The organism is Microbacterium dextranolyticum (assembly GCF_016907295.1).
GTDB lineage: Bacteria > Actinomycetota > Actinomycetes > Actinomycetales > Microbacteriaceae > Microbacterium > Microbacterium dextranolyticum.
On the sequence record NZ_JAFBBR010000001.1, the window covers coordinates 1,343,519 to 1,357,451 of the forward strand.

At 70.4% G+C, this 13,933-nt stretch carries 16 protein-coding genes; 11 read left to right on the forward strand and 5 right to left on the reverse strand.

Annotated elements, in window-relative coordinates:
* Positions 1-26: 26 nt before the first annotated feature.
* From murA to JOE64_RS06080, 4 genes are read left to right on the forward strand one after another with little or no spacing between them, the layout of a single operon-like run.
* A complete protein-coding gene (gene murA, locus JOE64_RS06065; RefSeq protein ID WP_204963424.1) occupies positions 27-1,403 on the forward strand; it encodes a UDP-N-acetylglucosamine 1-carboxyvinyltransferase in 1,377 nt (458 codons plus the stop codon).
* On the forward strand, positions 1,403-2,194 hold the full coding sequence (locus JOE64_RS06070) for a lysophospholipid acyltransferase family protein (protein WP_204963425.1): 792 nt from the start codon (positions 1,403-1,405) through the stop codon (positions 2,192-2,194). Before murA ends, JOE64_RS06070 begins: the two co-directional genes overlap by 1 nt.
* 22 nt (positions 2,195-2,216) lie before the next feature.
* Positions 2,217-3,323: an NAD(P)H-dependent glycerol-3-phosphate dehydrogenase gene (locus JOE64_RS06075; RefSeq protein ID WP_204964986.1), complete on the forward strand. Its 1,107-nt coding sequence runs from the start codon at positions 2,217-2,219 to the stop codon at positions 3,321-3,323.
* Complete coding sequence (locus tag JOE64_RS06080) at positions 3,229-4,311, forward strand: D-alanine--D-alanine ligase family protein (protein WP_204963426.1); 1,083 nt, start codon at positions 3,229-3,231, stop codon at positions 4,309-4,311. The genes JOE64_RS06075 and JOE64_RS06080 overlap by 95 nt, the downstream gene beginning before the upstream one ends.
* Positions 4,312-4,344: 33 nt before the next feature.
* On the opposite strand, the gene JOE64_RS06085 is transcribed toward JOE64_RS06080, so the two are convergent.
* Entirely contained in the window at positions 4,345-4,821 is a 477-nt protein-coding gene (locus tag JOE64_RS06085; protein WP_204963427.1) for a DUF3515 family protein, read from the reverse strand.
* A 22-nt stretch (positions 4,822-4,843) separates the two neighbouring features.
* Between JOE64_RS06085 and thiL the strand changes: the two genes are divergently transcribed.
* Positions 4,844-5,842 carry a thiamine-phosphate kinase gene (gene thiL / locus JOE64_RS06090; RefSeq protein ID WP_204963428.1) on the forward strand — a complete coding sequence of 333 codons (999 nt, stop codon included), beginning with the start codon at positions 4,844-4,846 and terminating at the stop codon, positions 5,840-5,842.
* A gap of 27 nt (positions 5,843-5,869) precedes the next feature.
* Here the strand turns inward: thiL and rsmD are convergent, their stop codons facing one another.
* Together rsmD and JOE64_RS06100 are read right to left on the reverse strand one after the other, a co-directional pair.
* Positions 5,870-6,451: a 16S rRNA (guanine(966)-N(2))-methyltransferase RsmD gene (rsmD, locus tag JOE64_RS06095; RefSeq protein ID WP_204963429.1), complete on the reverse strand. Its 582-nt coding sequence runs from the start codon at positions 6,449-6,451 to the stop codon at positions 5,870-5,872.
* A 20-nt stretch (positions 6,452-6,471) separates the two neighbouring features.
* Positions 6,472-7,050, reverse strand: coding sequence for a 1-acyl-sn-glycerol-3-phosphate acyltransferase (locus JOE64_RS06100; protein ID WP_204963430.1), 579 nt, complete (start codon positions 7,048-7,050; stop codon positions 6,472-6,474).
* Positions 7,051-7,132: 82 nt separating this feature from the next.
* On the opposite strand from JOE64_RS06100, the gene JOE64_RS06105 reads away from it, so the two are divergent.
* The 6 genes from JOE64_RS06105 to mutM all read left to right on the forward strand — a co-directional run bounded on the left by JOE64_RS06105 (position 7,133) and on the right by mutM (position 12,259).
* Positions 7,133-9,295, forward strand: coding sequence for an ATP-dependent DNA helicase RecG (locus tag JOE64_RS06105; protein ID WP_204963431.1), 2,163 nt, complete (start codon positions 7,133-7,135; stop codon positions 9,293-9,295).
* Positions 9,296-9,318: 23 nt separating this feature from the next.
* Positions 9,319-9,816, forward strand: a complete 498-nt coding sequence (gene coaD, locus JOE64_RS06110) for a pantetheine-phosphate adenylyltransferase (RefSeq protein ID WP_204963432.1) — start codon at positions 9,319-9,321, stop codon at positions 9,814-9,816.
* A gap of 104 nt (positions 9,817-9,920) precedes the next feature.
* Positions 9,921-10,382 (forward strand): YceD family protein, encoded by a 462-nt coding sequence (locus JOE64_RS06115; protein WP_204964987.1) that lies wholly within the window; start codon positions 9,921-9,923, stop codon positions 10,380-10,382.
* Between the two features lie 45 nt (positions 10,383-10,427).
* A complete protein-coding gene (gene rpmF, locus JOE64_RS06120; RefSeq protein WP_127095660.1) occupies positions 10,428-10,637 on the forward strand; it encodes a 50S ribosomal protein L32 in 210 nt (69 codons plus the stop codon).
* A 14-nt stretch (positions 10,638-10,651) separates the two neighbouring features.
* Positions 10,652-11,344, forward strand: a complete 693-nt coding sequence (gene rnc, locus JOE64_RS06125) for a ribonuclease III (RefSeq protein WP_204963433.1) — start codon at positions 10,652-10,654, stop codon at positions 11,342-11,344.
* Between the two features lie 6 nt (positions 11,345-11,350).
* Positions 11,351-12,259, forward strand: coding sequence for a bifunctional DNA-formamidopyrimidine glycosylase/DNA-(apurinic or apyrimidinic site) lyase (mutM, locus tag JOE64_RS06130; RefSeq protein WP_204963434.1), 909 nt, complete (start codon positions 11,351-11,353; stop codon positions 12,257-12,259).
* Positions 12,260-12,274: 15 nt separating this feature from the next.
* Here the strand turns inward: mutM and JOE64_RS06135 are convergent, their stop codons facing one another.
* Both JOE64_RS06135 and JOE64_RS14685 read right to left on the reverse strand, forming a co-directional pair.
* Complete coding sequence (locus tag JOE64_RS06135; RefSeq protein ID WP_204963435.1) at positions 12,275-13,357, reverse strand: GNAT family N-acetyltransferase; 1,083 nt, start codon at positions 13,355-13,357, stop codon at positions 12,275-12,277.
* Between the two features lie 75 nt (positions 13,358-13,432).
* Complete coding sequence (locus JOE64_RS14685) at positions 13,433-13,561, reverse strand: hypothetical protein (RefSeq protein ID WP_271202557.1); 129 nt, start codon at positions 13,559-13,561, stop codon at positions 13,433-13,435.
* Positions 13,562-13,933 lie beyond the last annotated feature (372 nt).

The window sequence follows — 13,933 nt, forward strand, 5'->3', positions numbered from 1 at the left end:
CTCGAGATACAAGTGAGGTTCGATCGATGAACACCCTCGTCAACGACGCATCGTCCGCGAACGGCGACACCGACCACGACAGTGCCGAGCACGTCGATCAGGTCCTGACGATCCGCGGCGGGCATCCCCTCGTGGGGCGCGTCGAGGTCAAGGGCGCGAAGAACCTCGCGACGAAGGCGATGGTGGCCTCACTCCTCGGCGAGACCGAGAGCGTGCTGCGCGACGTGCCCGACATCAGCGACGTGCAGGTCGTGCGCTCGCTGCTCGAGGTGCACGGGGTGCTCGTGAACGACGACGAGGACGGCGTGCTGCGCCTCGACCCGCGCGGGGCCGTCTCCGCGCACATGGAGGAGATCGACGCCCACGCCGGCGCATCGCGCATTCCGATCCTGTTCTGCGGACCGCTGCTGCACCTGCTCGGCCAGGCGTTCATCCCGGACCTCGGCGGATGCCGCATCGGCGACCGTCCGATCGACTTCCACCTCAACGCGCTGCGCGCGTTCGGCGCGACCGTCGACAAGCTGCCCAGCGGCATCCGTCTGTCCGCTCCGGAGGGTCTCCACGGCGCGAACATCACGCTGCCCTACCCGAGCGTCGGCGCGACCGAGCAGGTGCTGCTCACCGCCGTGCGGGCCAAGGGCACGACGGAGCTGCGGAATGCCGCGATCGAGCCGGAGATCATGGACCTGATCGCCGTCCTGCAGAAGATGGGCGCGATCATCTCCTACGAACCGAACCGCGTCATCTTCATCGAGGGTGTCGATTCGCTGCGCGGCTACGACCACCGGTGCATCTTCGACCGCAACGAAGCCGCCTCGTGGGCGTGCGCGGCGCTCGCGACCGACGGTGACATCTTCGTCGGCGGCGCCAAGCAGCCCGAGATGCTGACCTTCCTGAACGTGTTCCGCAAGGCCGGCGGTGATTTCGACATCGAGGAGGACGGCATCCGGTTCCGCCGCGGCGGCGACGTCAAGCCGGTCGTCGTCGAGACCGACGTGCACCCCGGCTTCATGACCGACTGGCAGCAGCCGCTCATCGTCGCCCTCACGCAGGCGCACGGCACCTCCACCGTCCACGAGACCGTGTACGAGAACCGGCTCGGGTTCACCGAGGCGCTCAACAAGATGGGCGCCGACATCGTCGTGCACCCCGAGGGCATCGCGAGCCCCGATCGGCGCGTCGCTCGGCGTGCGCTCGAGCAGGCCGCCGTCATCACCGGTCCCACTCCGCTCCATGGAGCGGACGTGGTCGTGCCCGACCTCCGCGGCGGATACAGCTACGTCATCGCCGCGCTCGCCGCCGAAGGAGAGTCGACCGTGCGCAACGTCGAGATCATCCGCCGCGGGTACGAGAAGTTCTTCGACAAGCTCACCGCCCTCGGCGCCGACTTCCGCGTGTCGTGATGACGACCGCCCCGCGCCCTGCCCGTCGGCGCGCCTCCGCCGAGAAGACCCGGCCGAGCGTCTTCTGGCCGGCCGCGGCGATCGTGGTGCCCCTCACCGGCCTCCTCGCGAAGATCGAGGTCTCCGGCGTCGAGAACCTGCCGCTCGAGGGTCCGTACGTCCTCGCGCCGAACCACTACAGCGAGTTCGATCCGGTCATCATCGCCGTCGCGACGTGGCGCATGGGTCGGGCGCCGCGCTTCATGGCGAAAGAGAGCCTCTTCAGGGTTCCGGTGCTGGGGGCCCTCCTGCGGGCGACGGGCATGGTTCCGGTCGCGCGGGCTTCGTCCGCCGCGGCCGCGAAGCAGACCATCGCGCAGGCGGAGGCCCTCGTCGAACACGGCCGCGGTGTGATCGTCTACCCGGAGGGCACCCTCACCCGCGATCCCGAACTGTGGCCGATGCGCGGCAAGACCGGCGCCGTGCGCCTGGCCCTCGAAGGCGGCATCCCCGTCATCCCGATGGCCACCTGGGGCGTGCAGGGCATCCTGCCCCGGTACGGCAAGCTCAGCCTGTGGCCGTTGCGCAAGCGCGTGACGGTGCGGGTCGGCCCGCCGGTCGACCTCGAGGCCTATCGTCCCGCATCGGGAGCCGTCGTGGGCGGCGCGAACCTGGTCGCGGCGACCGACGTCGTCATGGGGGCGGTTTCGGGCCTGCTGGGCGAGCTGCGCGGCGAACAGCCGCCCGCAGAACGCTGGAATCCCGCCTCTCACGGCCAGAGCGAGACGGGGCGCCTTGACTCCGAGAGCTGACGGTCGCCGCGGCGACACCGGCATGCCGCGCGTCGCGGTCATCGGCGCGGGCAGCTGGGGCACGACGTTCGGCAAGGTGCTCGCCGACGGCGGAGCACATGTCGTGATGTGGGCGCGGCGTGCGGAGCTCGCGCAGGAGATCCAGGCCGTCCACCGCAACAGCGAGTATCTGCCGGGCGTGAACCTGCCGCGCACGATGTCCGCCACGACTCAGCTGGCCGAGGCGCTCGACGGGGCCTCGCAGGTCTACCTCGCGATCTCGAGCCAGGCCCTGCGCCAGAACCTCAAGGCCGTCCGGCCTCTCGTCGCGGCGAGCGACGCTCCGGTCGTCTCGCTCATGAAGGGCGTCGAGAAGCGCACCGGTCTGCGCATGAGCCAGGTCATCGAGCAGGAGCTGCGATGCGACCCGGCGCGGATCGCGGTGGCATCCGGCCCCAACCTCGCCCTCGAGATCGCGCGCGAGCAACCGACGGCCGCGGTGATCTCCTCATCGAGCCGCGAGACGGCCGAAGCGGTCGCACTGCGTGCGCGCAACGCCTACTTCCGGACGTTCGTGAACACCGATGTGATCGGCACCGAGTTCGGCGGCGTGCTGAAGAACCTCATCGCCGTCGCCATCGGCATCGTCGACGGCGTCGGCTACGGCGAGAACACGAAGGCCTCGATCATCACCCGAGGGCTCGTCGAGATGACCGACTTCGCTGTGGCGCAGGGGGCTCACCCCGAGACGCTGCAGGGCCTCGCCGGCCTCGGAGACCTCATCGCGACGTGCCAGTCGCCACTCAGCCGCAACAACACGGCGGGGCGACTGCTCGGACAGGGCTACAGCTACCAGGATGTCGTGAAGCAGATGAACCAGACCGCCGAAGGCCTCGCCTCGGTCGCGCCAGTCCTGCAGCTCGCCCGAGCCTCGGGTGTGCACATGCCCATCGTCGAGCAGGTCAAGATGGTGCTCGACGGCACCATGAACCCGCGCGACATCGCGCCTCATCTGACGACCGACGACGACAAGCCCGCGGGCGAGAGGACCCAGAATGGACAAAGCGGTGGTGGCGGTGCTCTTCGGCGGTCGCTCCAGCGAGCACTCGATCAGTTCCGCAACGGCCGGAGGCGTCCTGCGGGCGATTGATCGCGAGCGGTTCGATGTCATCCCGATCGGGATCACCCGCGACGGCGCCTTCGTCCTCGAGGACGACGATCCCGACAAGTTCGCCCTCGATCCCGCGCATCTGCCCGAGGTCGTCGACAACGGGACGCGCATCGTGTGGCCGGATTCGACGCTGTCACGCGAGCTGAAGGTGTCGGATGACTCCGGCATCCGCTCGCTCGGCGACGTCGACGTCGTGTTCCCGATCCTGCACGGCCGGTTCGGTGAGGACGGCACGGTCCAGGGGTTCCTCGAGCTTCTCGATCTGCCCTACGTCGGCGCGGGTCTGCTCATGTCGGCGATCGGCATGGACAAGCACACGACGAAGAGCATCCTGCGCTCCGCCGGCGTTCCGGTCGTTCCCTGGATCACCGTCACGCGACGCGAGCTCGATCGCGACCGTGACCTGTGGGAGCGCCGCATCCGCTCGCTCGGTCTGCCCGTGTTCGTCAAGCCCGCGCGCGCGGGTTCGAGCGTCGGTGTCTCGAAGGTGTCGGAATGGGACGGTCTCCAGGCCGCCCTCGAGACGGCGTTCGCCGAAGACGGAACCGTGCTCGTCGAACAGGCCGTCGTCGGACGCGAAGTCGAGTGCGGCGTGCTGCAGGGGCGCGACGGTGGTGCACCCCGTGTGAGCGTCGCGGGAGAGATCGTCATCACCGGGCGTGAGTTCTACGACTTCGACGCGAAGTACCTCGACGCCCCCGGAATCGACCTCGTCTGCCCCGCGGACCTCCAGCCGGGGGAGCTTGCGGAGATGCAGCGGATCGCCGCCCGGGCGTTCGAGGCCGTCGGCGGCGAGGGTCTCTCACGCGTCGACTTCTTCTTCACCGGCACGGAGTTCTTCGTCAACGAGGTCAACACGATGCCCGGTTTCACGCCGATCTCGATGTTCCCGACCTGTTGGATCGCGAGCGGCATGGCCTACGAAGACCTGATCAGCGAGCTCGTCGACCTCGCGCTGGAACGCTGAAGCCGGCCCCGGCCGGCGCGCTGAGCGACCCGATCAGGACGTCGGGCGGTCGGTGCAGGTGGACGAGCTCGTCGGCAGCTGCGACACGGCGGTGCCGAGCGCGTCGAGGACCGAGCGGGCGCTCACGACGTCGTAGTCCAGGTACACCTCGACGGCCGGCACGCGGCCGAACGTGGTGAATCGGTAGTTCGGCGCCTGCGAGTCGTCGATGATCCAGTCGACACCGGCCACCGTCTGGCACGGCAGCGGCGAGGGTCCCGGAGGCTGAAGGCCGCAGGTGAGAAGCACCGTCGTCGTGCCGGCGGCGTCGGCCCAGGCGCCGGTGGCCTGGGCATCCGTCCAGCGCCGCTCCTGACCGTCCACGGTTCCGGGAAGGCGCACGGTCACGGCCGCGCAGGCCGGGTCGTTCGCCCCCTTCGCCGACGTCATGGAGACCGTCGTGGAGCAGCCCGTGAGACCGATCACGGCCGCCGCGGTCAGGACGAGAGCGAGGACGCGCGGGCGGAACACTCCTCCAGGCTACCGTGGAGGGATGACGGCTCAGCGCGACATCACCGTGGGCGAACTCGGTGAGAAGGCTCTTCTCGCGCGCATCCTGGATGCGCTCGCCGGGTCGTCGCAGGCGGAGATCGGTCCGGGCGACGATGCTGCCGTGATCGCCGCGCCGGGCGGCCGAGTCGTCGTCTCGACCGACACCCTCGTGCACGGGCCCGACTTCCGACTCGCGTGGTCGAGCGGGTTCGACCTCGGGTGGAAGTCCGCGGCCGTCAACCTCGCCGACATCGCGGCGATGGGTGCCCGGCCCGTCGCACTGTTCGTCGCGCTCGCGCTTCCCGACGACACGACGGCGGGATTCGTCGACGACCTCGCCCTGGGGCTCCGTCGCGCGTGCGAGGCGCTCTCGCCCGACTGCGCCGTCGAGGGCGGCGACCTCACGGCATCCGACACCCTCACGATCGCCGTGACCGCGCTCGGCGTGATCGACCCGGACCTACGGCCGGTGCTGCGCTCGGGCGCCCGGCCCGGCGACGTCGTCGCGGTCGCCGGTGAGCTCGGTGCCGCCGCGCGCGGCGTGGGGATGCTGTTCGACCGGTTCCGCGACGCGTCCGGTCGGCCGATCGCCGTCGACCGCGGGATCCTCACCGATGCAGAGGAAGTCGACCTGGATACGCAGCTGCGGCCGCGTCCGCCGATCGCCGCGGGAATCGCCGCCGCGCGGGCCGGAGCAACGGCCATGATGGATGTCTCGGACGGGCTGCTGCTGGATGCGACGCGGCTGGCGGATGCCTCTCGGGCGACGGTCCGCCTCGCGCCCACCCCGGAGAGCGGCCTCGACGACGACGCACTGCGCGGGGGAGAGGACCATGCCCTGCTCGCCTGCTTCGCTCCGGATGCCGAACTACCCGACGGGTTCCGGGTGATCGGCCGGATCGACCCGCGCGGCGCCGCGGCGGTCACGATCGACGGCGTCGCCGTCACCGGGCACCTCGGGTGGGACCCGCACCGCGACTGGGACGCCGGGCGCGGCTGAGTCTCGTGCCGTTACGGCGCGCCCGGATCAATCCTCGGCGGGCTCGACTGGCTCGACGGGGGAGAGCCACCACAGGGTCGTGTCGCCGTACTTCTTCTCCCGGATCAACTCGAGACCGGCCGGGACGATGGGTCGTCCCGAACGACTCGCGCGTTCCACGACGACGACCGCACCGACCCGCAGACACGGCGCGAGGAGGGCGAGCGTCGTGTCGAGCGCGGCGGCGTCGAGGTCGTAGGGCGGATCGACGAAGACGAGGTCGTAGTCGGTCGAGGCGCTCCGCAGGAAGGCCTCCACCGCAGCGCGGTGCACCCGCACGTGCGCCGCGGGCACGGCCCGCGCGACGGCGCGCACGTTCTTCTCGACGACGGAGGCCGCGCGGGGCGCCCGCTCCACGAGGTCGGCGGATGCGGCGCCTCGGCTGACGGCCTCGAGTCCCAGCGCGCCGGACCCGGCGTACAGGTCGAGCACGGCGGCTCCGTCGATGTGGTCCCCGGCCTCGAGCGCGCCGAAGAGCGACTCGCGCACGCGATCGCTCGTCGGTCTCGTGCCGGCATCGGGGACGGCGAGGGCGAGGGAGCCGGCAGCACCGGCGATGATCCGCGTCACGGAGACACTCTACCGAGGGCTCACCGTCCGGCGGCGTTCTCGTCGGCCAGCCGCGGTTCGGTGCGCCGGTCGGGACGCACCCCGGCCTTGTCGGCGTAGAAGGCGCGGATCCGGTCCATGTCGGCGGCGACGTGGCCGGTGAGCTCGATGGTGGGCCCGAGCCCCGTCGTCATCGTCGTGCGATCCACGTAGCCGAGGGTGACGGGCATGCCGGTCGCACGGGCGATGCGGTAGAAGCCGCTCTTCCAGTGGGTGTTGCCGCCGCGGGTGCCGTCGGGCGTCACGACGAGCCCGAACACCTCGCCGGCGCGCACGAGCGCGATCACCTCGTCGACGACGCGGCTCGCGTCGTCGCGCTGGACGGGGATGCCGCCGAGAGCGCGCATGATCGGCCCGCGCCAGCCGGCGAACAGGCTCGCCTTGCCGAGCCAGCGCACCGGCACCCCGAGACGCCACGAGATCGCGAGCATCAGCACGAAGTCCCAGTTCGATGTGTGCGGGGCTCCGATCAGCACGGTGGGACGCGTCGGGGCGGCTTCGGAGCGGAGTGTCCACCGGCTGAACGCCCAGTAGAGGCGGGCGAGGCTGCGACGGATCATCCGGTCAGCGTACGCGGGCGCGTATGCCTCACCAGGCGTAGGCGGGCCGACCTGCGTCGGTGGTGGTCCCTAAACTCGTCACATGTCCTCCGTCACGCTCGACACGGGCCTCGTCGACGCCCTCGGCGCCAAGACGGCGGGTCTGCTGCAGCGTGCGTTCTCGATGCTGACGGTGGGCGACCTGCTGACCCACTATCCCCGGCGCTACGCTCGGCGGGGCGAGCTCACCCCCATCGCCTCGTTGCCGCTCGGTGAACAGGTGACGATCGTGGCCGAGGTGCGTTCGGTCGCCGAGCGCCCGATGCGCCAGCGTCGCGGCTCGATCGTCGAGGTGGTCATCAGCGACGGGGCCGGGGCGCTGACCCTGACCTTCTTCAACCAGAAGTGGCGCGCCGAGCAGCTGCAGGTCGGGCGACAGGGCATCTTCTCGGGCAAGGTCGGCCAGTTCAAGGGCCACCAGCAGCTCGCCCACCCCGACTACACGCTGTTCGACGACGAGGACGCGGCACGACTCAACGCCGAGGCTCGTCAGAGCACTCCGATCCCCATCTACCCCGCCACGAGCACCGTCGCCAGCTGGCAGCTGCAGAAAGCCGTCGCCGACGTCCTGGAGCGCCTCGCCCCGGTCGCCGACCCCCTGCCGGACGAGTTCCGACACGAGCACGGCCTGCTCGACGCCGACACAGCGCTGCGCCGTCTGCATGCTCCCGCCGAGTTCGACGAGATCGACGCCGCGCGGGCGACTCTTCGCGCGCACGAGGCGTTCGTGCTGCAGACGGCGCTCCTGCAGCAGCGGCACGAGGTGCGCTCGATGGCGGCGACCGTCCGCGCCGCCGGCGGTCTGCTCGAACGATTCGACGCCCGGCTGCCCTTCGAACGCACGCCCGACCAGCATGACGTCGGAGAGGTCATCGCGCGCGATCTCGAGGGCCGGTGGCCCATGAACCGACTGGTGCAGGGCGAGGTCGGGTCGGGCAAGACCCTCGTGGCGCTCCGGGCCATGCTGCAGGTCGCCGAGTCGGGCGGGCAGTCCGCGCTCATCGCCCCGACCGAGGTGCTCGCGGCGCAGCACGTCCGCTCCATCGCACGGATGCTGGGGCCCGATCTGGCGCCCGAGCTCATGCCCACCCTGCTCACGGGTCAGCTGCCGGCGGCAGAGCGGCGGAAGGCCGCGTTGCGCGCGGCATCCGGACAGGCGCGGATCGTCGTGGGCACGCACGCCCTCCTGAGCGCATCGACGACGTTCGCCGACCTCGGGCTGGTCGTCGTCGACGAGCAGCACCGCTTCGGCGTCGAGCAGCGCGAGACCCTGCGCGCGAAGGGAACCGCGCCGCACGTTCTCGTCCTCACGGCGACGCCGATTCCGCGCACCGTCGCGATGACCGTGTTCGGCGACCTGGATGTGTCGACCATCCGGTCGCTTCCGCCGGGGCGCGCGGGCATCGCGACGCACGTCGCACCGCTGGCCGAGAAGCCCGGCTGGTTCGGCCGGGTGTGGGAGCGTGTGACCGAAGAGGTCGCCGCGGGCCATCAGGTGTTCGTCGTGTGCGCCGCGATCGATGCGGAGGCGACCGTCAAGGACAAGGACGCCCCGGAGCCGCCGCCCACGCTGGAGGGCGAGCAGCCTCGGACGCGCTGGGGCGTGGTCCAGGTGCGCGAGATGCTCGCAACGATGCCTTCGTACGACTCGCTGCGGGTCGAGATCCTGCATGGCAAGATGCCGGGCGAGCAGAAGGATGCCGTCATGCAGGCCTTCGCGCGGGGCGAGATCGACGTGCTCGTCGCCACCACGGTCGTCGAGGTCGGCGTCGACGTGCCCAATGCGTCGACGATGGTGATCCTCGAAGCCGACAGGTTCGGCGTCTCGCAGCTGCACCAGCTGCGCGGCCGTGTGGGGCGAGGCGCGGTCGCGGGGCTGTGCCTGCTCGTCACGGAGGCGCCGGAGGGAACGCCGGCGCGCTCCCGGGTCGATGCCGTCGCGTCGACGACCGACGGCTTCGCCCTCGCCGAAGTCGACCTCGAACTGCGCGGTGAGGGCGACGTGCTCGGCGATGCGCAGTCGGGTGCGCGGTCGTCGCTGCGGCTGCTGCGCGTCGTCGCCGACGCCGACCTCATCGCGATCGCGCGCGAGGCATCCGAACGCCTCCTTCAGGGCGATCCCGCGCTCGCCCGCCACCCGGGCCTCGTCGAGGCGCTGACCCGGCGCCTGGGGCAGCAGGAGCGCGCCGCACTCGCCAAGAACTGAGACCCCGCCGGTAGGCTCGACGCATGAACAACCGGATCGCCGTCGTCCCGGGGTCGTTCGACCCGCCGACGCTCGGTCACCTCGACGTCATCCGTCGCGCGGCGGCCCTGTATGACGAGCTCCACGTTCTCGTCGTGCACAATCCCGGCAAAGAGGCGATGCTGCCGATCGCGCAGAGGCTGGCACTGCTCGAGCAGTCGATCGCCGAGCAGGGGATCGAGGGGAACGTCATCATCGCGGCCTGGAGCATGGGCCTGCTCGTCGACTACGCGCAGGACGTCGACGCCGGTGTGCTGGTCAAGGGCATCCGCTCGCAGGTCGACGTCGCCTACGAGACTCCGATGGCGATCGTGAACCGTCATCTGGCGGAGATCGAGACGGTCTTCCTGCTGCCCGATCCCTCGCACGCGCTCGTCTCCAGCTCGCTCGTTCGGCAGGTCGCCTCGCTCGGCGGCGACGTCTCGCCGTTCGTTCCCGGCCCGGTGGCGCGCTTTCTCGACACGGGCGCCGAGCGATCCTGAGAGCCGCTCCCGGTGTCGGCAGATAGCATGTCGGCGTGGTCAGAAAGCATGTGAACGGTCCGTTCGCGTTCCCCGTACGCGACATCCTGCACCGCTCCGGCGAGATGCGGGAGTTCGAGGTCGCGACGGCGGCGCCGGAGAAGTGGGGCGAGGGTCTCGTCTCCGTCGCCGCGGGCGAGCCCGTCGCCGCCGATGTCCGGCTCGAGGCGGTGCACGAGGGCATCCTGGTGACGGCGGAGATCCGCAGCCGCTCGACCGGAGTGTGCGGGCGATGCCTCGACGAGATCGCCGAGCCTGTCGAAGTCGAGTTTCAGGAGCTCTTCGGGTATCCTGGATCGGAAGCGACCGACTTCGAGGTTCAAGACGACCACGTGGATCTTGAAACTCTGGTCAGGGATTCGATCGTCCTGTCGCTTCCGTTCCAACCGGTGTGCCAGCCGGACTGCCCCGGACTCGATCCGGTCACGGGCGAGAAGCTGGCGGAAGGCACCGTGCCGGAGCCCCCGATCGATGCGCGGTGGAATGCGCTGGCCGCACTGCAGGCCGACACCCCAGACCACGAATGACGAGGCCGCGCGCCGCGTCACCCCGAACACAGAGAAGAGCTAGCCATGGCAGGTAACCCCCCGAAGCGGAAGGTCTCCCGCTCCAACACTCGCTCGCGTCGCGCGCAGTGGAAGGCGGAGCCCACGCCCCTCGTCAAGACCGTCGAGAACGGCAAGGTCGTCTACAGCCGCCCGCACCAGGCGAAGGTCGTCACCGACTCGCAGGGCACCGAGCTGTTCCTCGAGTACAAGGGCCGCAAGGTCGCCGACGTCTGATCGCGGATCTGCTGATGGCGGATGCCGCACTCGAGCACACTGTGCTCCTCGACAAGCTCGGGGTCGATCTCGACCCCGAGCTTGTGTCGTTGGCGTTGACCCACCGTTCCTTCGCCTATGAGAACGGGGGAGTGCCGCACAACGAGCGCCTGGAGTTCCTCGGCGACTCGATCCTCGGCCAGGCCGTGACGGTGCATCTCTACACCTCGCACCCCGACCTCGACGAAGGGTCGCTCGCGAAGCGTCGAGCGAGCGTCGTGTCGACGGTCGCCCTCGCCGAAGTCGCGCGGTCGATCGGGCTCGGAGCGCATATCCGACTCGGTCGCGGTGAGGACCGCACCGGCGGACGCGACAAGGACTCGATCCTCGCCGACACGATGGAGGCGATCTTCGGTGCGACCTTCCTGTCGGCGGGTGCCGACGCGGCGGGCGCCCTGGTCCTTCGGCTGGTCGCCCCACTGCTGGCCGACCCCGAGCGCTACGGCGCCGCGATGGACCCCAAGACGAGCCTGCAGGAACTCGCGGCGCACCTCTCGGAGGCGCCACCCGTCTACCTGGTCGAGGCCGCCGGTCCCGATCACCACCGCACCTTCACGGCGACGGTGACCGTGGGCGACACTGCGCGCACCGGCACCGGCTCGAGCAAGAAGCAGGCCGAGATGGCGGGTGCCCTGGCGCTCTGGCAGGCGCTCGCCGAGCGCGCCTGAGCCCCGATGCCCGAGCTGCCCGAGGTCGAAGTCGTCCGTGCCGGTCTGGCACCGGCCGTCGTCGGGGCGCGGATCGCCGCCGTCACCGTCCTCGACGAGCGAGCCCTGACCCGCCACGTCGGCGGTGCGATCTCGTTCGAAGAAGCACTCACCGGCCGCACGGTCGTCGCCGCTGCGCGGCGCGGCAAGTTCCTCTGGCTGCCGCTCGCCGACGACGAGACCCGCGGTGGTGAGGCCGTCGTCGGGCACCTCGGAATGAGCGGACAGCTGCTGCTGCGCGAGTCGGGGGCGCCTGCCGAGCGGCACGAACGCGTGCGGCTCGACATCCGGCATCCGCAGCACGGCGACCTCGCCGTGGTCTTCGCCGACCAACGCACCTTCGGCTCACTCGCCGTCGATCACCTCGTGCCCGCGCCCGACGGCGCGGCCGGGGGGTGGGGGACGGACCTCGCCGCCGTCCCGTCGCAGGTTGCGCACATCGCCCGAGATCCGCTCGACCCCGCGTTCTCCGACGCGCGATTCCGACGCGCGCTGAGCGCGAAGCGGTCCGCCGTCAAGCGCGTGCTGCTCGACCAGACCGTGATCAGCGGCGTGGGGAACATCTACGCCGACGAGGCCCTCTGGGCCTCGCGCCTGCACCCCGAGACGCCGGCGGCGGCCCTCTCCACGCGTGCCGTGAACCGTCTGCTCGGTGAGATCCGTGCCGTGCTGGAACGCGCTCTCGCGGAAGGCGGCACGAGCTTCGACGCGCAGTACGTCAACGTCAACGGGCAGGCGGGGTACTTCGCGCACTCGCTCAATGCCTACGGGCGCGAGGGAGAGCCGTGTCCGCGCTGCGGACGGCCCCTCGTGCGCGCGCAGTTCATGAACCGCTCGTCGCATTTCTGCCCGAGGTGTCAGCGGTCCGTGGCGTGACCTCGATCGTCGGCGTCATGACAGCACCTTCTTCCAGGCGCCGTTGTAGGCGAGCGGTGCGAAGCCGATCGCCTCGTTGATGTCGAGCATGGGTCTGTTCTCCTCGGCGTTGTAGGTGATCATCCGGGGAGAGAGCGGCGCGACCTCGGCCCGCCAGGTGCGCAGGCCGGCGCATTTGACGAGCAGGCCGAGCCGATGCCCCCGGTGCTCCGCGAGGACGAGCGTGTCCTCCTGGTGGCTCACGGCGGTCCGATCCGATCCGATCGTGAGCTCGTTGAAGGCGACCAGGTCGCCCGAGGCGATGTGCTGCGCGGCGGTGACGAGCATCGTCCGGCCCCCGTCGAGGGTCTTCCGGTCGTGGCGCGCGACGCGTGCGGCATCCCACACCTCCTCGTCGAACTCGAGTGCACCGGCGGGGGTGTCGGTGGACATGCGGGACTTCATCCAGGCGTAACCGTCGACGCGCTCCGGCGGTGTCGGTGCCGTCCACTGCACGACGCGGTAGCCCGTCGCTGCGGCTTCGGCCTCGTGCAGCAGCCGCGCCACGTCGTCGACGGATGCCTGCAGATCGAGCGCGCTCTCCCGCTCGATCTGCTCGAGGGTGTAGCCGTGACGCAGGTAGAAGCGGGCCGCGTGGTCTTCGGGGATCGAGCCGAAGCCGGTCGGCGCGCTCAGGCGTCGGCCGGGCGCATCGGGATGCTGTGCCCACGACTGCAGCACGGTGCGACCCTGGTCGCGGGCGGTCTGCTCGACGAGGGCGTACGCCGCGCTGCCGATGCCGCGGCCATGATGGGCCGACAGCAGCTCGATCAGCCAGAACGCGCTGCGCGACCCCTCCTCGAAGGGGACGTCGACGCCGATCCGACCGATGATGCGGTCGTCGTCGAGCACGATCCACGAGTGTCGGATCTCCTCCGGGCTGGGCTGATAGTGCGGCAGCAGTTCATCCGGTGAAAGCGCGTCGTGGTCGCTGCCGGTGATCTCGCGGTAGATCTCGTTGCGCACGCGGGTGGACTCTGCGAACTCTCCGGCATCGGCGGCATCCATCGTTCGAGGAATGGTCAGGGGGCGTGTCGTCACGCCGTCGGGGAAGGTCATATCTGAGCTTTCGTGAATGGTGTGGGGGAGGGTGACCCGGGCGGGCGTCGAAGCGACACCCGCCCGGGTGGCGGATCACAGGAACGGGCGCAGCTGCAGCAGCCGCTGCCAGTCCTGTTCGCGCTGCAGGCGCTCGCGCTGGGCGATGCGGATGCGGCGCTGTTCCTGGTCGGTCGCGTCGAAGGACGACGTGGAGGTGTGCATGGTGATGCTCTTTCGGTGGGGTGGAGAAGTCTCTCGGGGAGGACGGGGCGGGGCGTCGGCGTGCGGGCCGGGCCGCGGACACGAGGCCGATCGTCGGGCGGACGCCGTTCTCGAGGAGCGGACAGTCACCGTGCGCGAAGCGCAACAGGATGTCTGTCGGTCACGGCCGACGTCGACGCGTGGGCCGTGATGCAGCGGATGCCGGGGGTTCGTGCGGGCCTGTCAGCGGCCGACGGGCGTGGCGAAGGAGATCGGCCCCGTGTACGCACGAGTGGGAGCGAACGCTCCGACGGCCAAGATGCTGTCGATGATCATCATTTCGGGACCTCCTTTCTCGACTTCTGACGCGATCTAGGACCCTAGCGGCCGCGC